The sequence below is a fragment of the Nocardioides sp. genome (assembly GCF_036374615.1).
Taxonomy (GTDB): Bacteria; Actinomycetota; Actinomycetes; order Propionibacteriales; family Nocardioidaceae; genus Nocardioides.
This window is the reverse complement of sequence record NZ_DASUTK010000218.1, coordinates 1-4,940: the sequence shown is the minus strand read 5'-3', so window position 1 is coordinate 4,940 and position 4,940 is coordinate 1. Positions and strand designations below refer to the sequence as shown.

The following is a 4,940-nucleotide window of genomic DNA, read 5'->3' as shown; positions in this document are numbered from 1 at the left end:
GGCGCCCGCTCGGCGACCATCCGCACGATCTCGTCGTAGATCTTGGGGTGCAGGGTCGCGAACGCGAGGTCCTCGAGCTCCCACTTGATCGTGTTCATGCCCAGCCGGTGGGCCAGCGGGGCGTAGATGTCGAGGGTCTCGCGGGCGGTCCGCTCCTGCGACTCCCGCTTCACGTAACGCAGCGTCCGCATGTTGTGCAGCCGGTCGGCGAGCTTGATGACCAGCACCCGGATGTCGCGCGACATCGCGACGATCATCTTGCGGATGGTCTCCGCCTGCGCCGTCTCGCCGTACTTGACCTTGTCGAGCTTGGTCACCCCGTCGACGAGCCGGGCCACCTCCTCGCCGAAGTCGCGGGTGAGCTCGTCGAGCGCGTACGGCGTGTCCTCGACCGTGTCGTGCAGCAGCGCGGCGACCAGCGTCGGCTCGGTCATGCCCATGTCGGCGAGGATGGTGGTGACCGCAAGCGGGTGGGTGATGTACGGGTCGCCGCTCTTGCGCACCTGGTTGGCGTGCAGCCGCTCGGCGGTGTCGTAGGCGCGCTCCAGCAGCGCGAGGTCAGCCTTCGGGTGGTTGGCCCGCACCGCGCGGAACAGCGGCTCGAGCACCGGGTTGCCGGGCTGGCTCCGGGTTCCCATCCGCGCCAGCCGAGCCCGCATCCCACGCGCAGACGGAGCCGCTTCAGGAGCGGTCTGGGTCTGCTCGTCGGCCATGACCCCATTCTACGGGCGACCGGAGGTGCGGCTCAGAGCGTGACGACGCTGGCGACCGGGAGCGCGCCGGTCTTCGACCGACCGTCGAGGAAGCCGAGCTCCAGGAGCACCGACACGGCGTGCGCCTCGCCGCCGCATCGACGGATGAGCTCGGTGGTGGCTGCGACCGTGCCGCCGGTGGCCAGCACGTCGTCGACCATCAGCACCCGCTCGCCCGGCGCGACGGAGTCCTGGTGCAGCTCGAGCGTCGCCTCGCCGTACTCCAGCGCGTAGGCCACGGCGTAGGTCTCCCGCGGCAGCTTGCCGGCCTTGCGGACCGGGACGAACCCGCAACCGAGGGCGAGCGCAACCGGCGCCGCCAGGATGAACCCACGGGCCTCCATCCCGACCACCTTGTCGACGACGACGTCGCCCGCGTCGTCGCGCCCCGCGTCGGCCAACGCGTCGATCACGGCGGTGAAGCCGTCGTGGTCGGCGAGCAGGGGGCTGATGTCCTTGAAGACGACACCCGGCTCCGGGAAGTCAGGCACGTCGACGACGAGCCGCCCGACAGCGTCGCGGGCCGCTGCCAGTCGGTCGGACTGCCGATCGCTCATGGGTCGCCTCGCTCCGATCGGGCGGCTCAGCTCTCGGACGGCGGCTGCTGCTCGACGTCTTCCGCGCTGTCGACGACGTTCGCGACCGCTCCCTTGGCGACCTTGACGGTCACACCGTCGGCGATCCGGAGGTGGAGGTTGTCGTCGGTGAGCTGCTCGATCGTGCCGAACATGCCGGAGCTGAGCATCACCTCCTGGCCGACCCGGAGCTCGGACTGCATCTCTCGCACGGCGCGCTGGCGCTTCGACTGGGGCCGGATGATGAGCAGCCAGAACAGCAGCGCGATTCCGATGATGGGCAACAGGGAGACGAGCTCCTGCACGATGGGGCCTCTCGGGTGACGGGGTGGGGGCGGCGACCACCGGGTGGCCGACCAACGCAGAAGTGTAACGATCGCGGCAGCGGGCGGGCACTCGGCGGCTGGTCAGAGGGCTGGCGGGACGCTCACTCGTCGAACAGCACCGGGTCGACCGGCGGCGGCGCCGCGAGTCCCAGGTGCGCCCAGGCCGCGGGCGTGGCGATCCGACCCCTCGGCGTACGGGCCAGCAGGCCCATCCGGACCAGGAACGGTTCGGCCACCTCCTCGACCGTCTCCCGCTCCTCGCCGACCGCCACCGCGATGGTGGAGACGCCGACCGGGCCACCGCCGAACTTGGTGCACAGCGCGCCGAGCACCGCCCGGTCGAGCCGGTCGAGACCGGACTCGTCGACCTCGTACAGCTCGAGGGCGCGGTGGGCGACGTCGAGGTCGACGATGCCGTCGGCGCGCACCTGGGCGTAGTCGCGCACCCGGCGCAGCAACCGGTTGGCGATCCGGGGCGTGCCGCGCGAGCGGGAGGCGATCTCGATCGCTCCCTCGTCGGTGAGCTCCACCTCCAGGAGCCCGGCGGAGCGGCGCACGATCTGCTCCAGCTCGGCCGGGTCGTAGAACTCGAGGTGGCCGGTGAAGCCGAACCGGTCGCGTAGCGGGCCTGGCAGCAGGCCCGCGCGGGTGGTGGCGCCGACCAGCGTGAACGGCGGGATCTCGAGCGGGATGGCGGTGGCTCCGGGGCCCTTGCCGATGACGACGTCGACCCGGAAGTCCTCCATGGCGAGGTAGAGCATCTCCTCGGCAGGACGAGACATCCGGTGGATCTCGTCGACGAAGAGCACGTCCCCCTCGTTCATCCCCGACAGGATTGCGGCGAGGTCACCGGCGTGGGTGATCGCGGGCCCGCTGGTGAGCCGCAGCGGCGAGGTCATCTCGGCGGCGATGATCATGGCGAGGGTGGTCTTGCCCAGCCCTGGCGGGCCGGACAGCAGCACGTGGTCGGGGGCCTTCTCGCGCTGCCGGGCTGCCTCGAGCACCAGCCCCAGCTGAGCACGGACCCGCGCCTGGCCGATCACCTCGTCGAGGGTGCGGGGGCGCAGCGCCGCCTCGACCGCCCGCTCGTCTCCTTCCGCCTCGACCGCGGTCAGCGAGCGCAGGTGGGCCTCCTCAGCCGCCGTCAGCTCGAGGTCCTCGCCGGTCTCACGGTCGGTGTCGGTGTGGTGGTCGCTCATCGGCCGATCACGCCCTGCTCAGCGTTCGGAGGGCGGCCCGCAGGAGTGCTCCGACGTCGGGTACGTCGCCGGCCTGGTCGGCCACCTCGGTGACCGCCCGGTCGGCCTCCTTCGTCGACCAGCCGAGGCCCACCAGCCCCTGCTGCACCTGACCCCGCCAGTCGGCGCCGACCGGGGCGACGGACACACCGCCGGAAGAGCCGGTGGGCGCACCGATCCGGTCCTTGAGCTCCAGGATGATCCGCTGCGCGCCCTTCTGGCCGATGCCCGGCACCCTGGTCAGGGTCTTCACGTCCTCGCTGGTGATGGCGAGCCGCAGGTCGTCGGGACCGAGGACGGCGAGGATCGCCTGCGCCAGCTTGGGTCCGACGCCGGAGGCCGTCTGCACCAGCTCGAACGTCGTCCGCTCGTCCTCGTCGAGGAAGCCGAACAGGGTCAGAGAGTCCTCCCTCACCACCATGCTCGTCGGCAGGGTCGCTGGCTGTCCGGGGCGCAAGGTCGCCAAGGTCCCCGGGGTGCACAGCACCTCGAGTCCGACTCCGCCGACCTCGACCACCGCCGAGGTCAGCCCGACCGCGGCCACCTGGCCGCGCACGAACGCGATCACTGCTTCCTCCCGGCGGCCGCGACGGCCGCATCGATCCTCGACTGGGCGCTGCCGCGCCAGACATGGGTGATGGCCAGCGCCAGCGCGTCGGCCGCGTCGGCGGGCTTCGGTGGGGCGTCGAGCCGAAGGATCCGGGTGACCATCGCCCCGACCTGGGCCTTCCCCGCGCGGCCACTGCCCGACACGGCCGCCTTCACCTCGCTCGGGGTGTACGACGCCACCGGCAGGCCACGCCGAGCGGCCGCGACCAGCGCGATCCCGCTCGCCTGGGCGGTGCCCATCACCGTGCTGGAGTCGGACCGGGCGAAGACCCGCTCCACCGCGACCGCCTCCGGGTCGTACTCGTCGAGCCAGGCGTCGATCCCCCGCTCGATCGTGACCAGCCGGTCGGCGATCGCCAGGTCGGCCGAGGTCCGCACCACGTTGACGTCGACCAGCCGCAACGGCCGGCCGACCTGACCCTCGACCACGCCGAGCCCGCAGCGGGTCAGACCGGGGTCGATTCCGAGCACGCGCACCGTGGGCCTCCTGTCCGAACGTGTGTTCGTGTCCACGCTAGACGCCGGACCCGGCCGATCCGGGCACGACACGCAGGCGGTCAGCGCTCCGCGAGCAGTCCCTCCAGCCGTCGTACGAGCCGTGACGTCTCGCCCGCGGTGAGGTTCGCACCGAGGCCGTCGAGCAGCTCGGGGAGCTCGTCGAGGTCCAGCGGGCGCTGCGTGCTCGGCGCACCCGCCCGTCGGCTGGTCACCCCGTCGAGGGTCACGGTCGTCTGCACCGGCGTCCCGTCGTCGGCGAGCCCGTGCCGGGAGAGCATGAACGTGCTGCGGAAGTGGGACGTCGGGTAGGTGCTGGTGAAGTGGTGGCCCATCGTCACGTCGACCGCTCGGACCGGCAGCTCGTCGGTGGTGTGCATCAGCTCCCACCCTGACGAGCGCTCGCGCCAGAGCTGCCAGCCGGGGCCTGACGGCCCCTCCTCGACCCGGCGCAGCTCGTGCGGCCAGATGCCGCCGTCGAGGCGGGCACCGTCCTCGAGCCGCACCGGTGCCAGCGGGGGTACGCCGATCCCGGGATCGGCCAGCCAGCGGACGCCGTCGAGCGTCACGACCACGCCGAGGTGGGTGCGCGGGGCAGCGTCCGGGTCGCCGACTCTGGCCAGCCGCAGGGTCGCGTCGTACCCCAACGCGACCACGGCCGCGTGGAACACGGTGGCGTGCTCGAAGCAGTAGCCCCCGCGACCCCGGCCGACGAACTTCTCCTGCACCGCCGCGAGCGTGACGCCGGGGTGTTGCTCCAGGAGCACGTCGATGTTGTCGAAGGGGTGGGTGCGGACATGGGCAGCCTGCAGTCGCGCGAGGGCATCGTAGGACGGCGGTTCCGCGTCGGCGCCGATCCGGTCGAGGTAGGCGGCCAGGTCGAATCCGTTGGCAGATCTCACGGCACCAGGGTTCCAGAAGAGACCGCGGCGTGTGCCTGAGAGT

7 protein-coding genes are annotated in these 4,940 nt (G+C 72.0%); all 7 read right to left on the bottom strand.

Translation table 11 applies throughout. From position 1 onward, the window contains the following. Window positions 1-659: HD domain-containing protein (locus tag VFZ39_RS16825; protein WP_330866945.1), on the bottom strand; the 659-nt coding region annotated here is incomplete at its 3' end. A gap of 86 nt (window positions 660-745) precedes the next feature. Beyond that, the gene (locus VFZ39_RS16820) at window positions 746-1,285 is read right to left on the bottom strand and encodes an adenine phosphoribosyltransferase (RefSeq protein WP_330866944.1); all 540 of its coding nucleotides are present in this window, start codon (window positions 1,283-1,285) and stop codon (window positions 746-748) included. A 50-nt stretch (window positions 1,286-1,335) separates the two neighbouring features. Beyond that, the gene (yajC, locus tag VFZ39_RS16815) at window positions 1,336-1,632 is read right to left on the bottom strand and encodes a preprotein translocase subunit YajC (protein WP_330866943.1); all 297 of its coding nucleotides are present in this window, start codon (window positions 1,630-1,632) and stop codon (window positions 1,336-1,338) included. Window positions 1,633-1,754: 122 nt separating this feature from the next. Beyond that, entirely contained in the window at window positions 1,755-2,852 is a 1,098-nt protein-coding gene (gene ruvB / locus VFZ39_RS16810) for a Holliday junction branch migration DNA helicase RuvB (RefSeq protein WP_330866942.1), read from the bottom strand. Between the two features lie 7 nt (window positions 2,853-2,859). Continuing rightward, the gene (ruvA, locus tag VFZ39_RS16805) at window positions 2,860-3,459 is read right to left on the bottom strand and encodes a Holliday junction branch migration protein RuvA (RefSeq protein ID WP_330866941.1); all 600 of its coding nucleotides are present in this window, start codon (window positions 3,457-3,459) and stop codon (window positions 2,860-2,862) included. Continuing rightward, entirely contained in the window at window positions 3,456-3,977 is a 522-nt protein-coding gene (gene ruvC / locus VFZ39_RS16800; protein WP_330866940.1) for a crossover junction endodeoxyribonuclease RuvC, read from the bottom strand. The genes ruvA and ruvC overlap by 4 nt, the downstream gene beginning before the upstream one ends. 80 nt (window positions 3,978-4,057) lie before the next feature. Then, window positions 4,058-4,897, bottom strand: coding sequence for an arylamine N-acetyltransferase family protein (locus VFZ39_RS16795; RefSeq protein ID WP_330866939.1), 840 nt, complete (start codon window positions 4,895-4,897; stop codon window positions 4,058-4,060). Window positions 4,898-4,940: the final 43 nt, after the last annotated feature.

Coding starts and splice junctions, on each gene's coding strand:
- ruvB (WP_330866942.1), bottom strand. CDS start 2,852: ATGAGCGACCACCACACCGACACCGACCGTGAGACCGGCGAGGACCTC.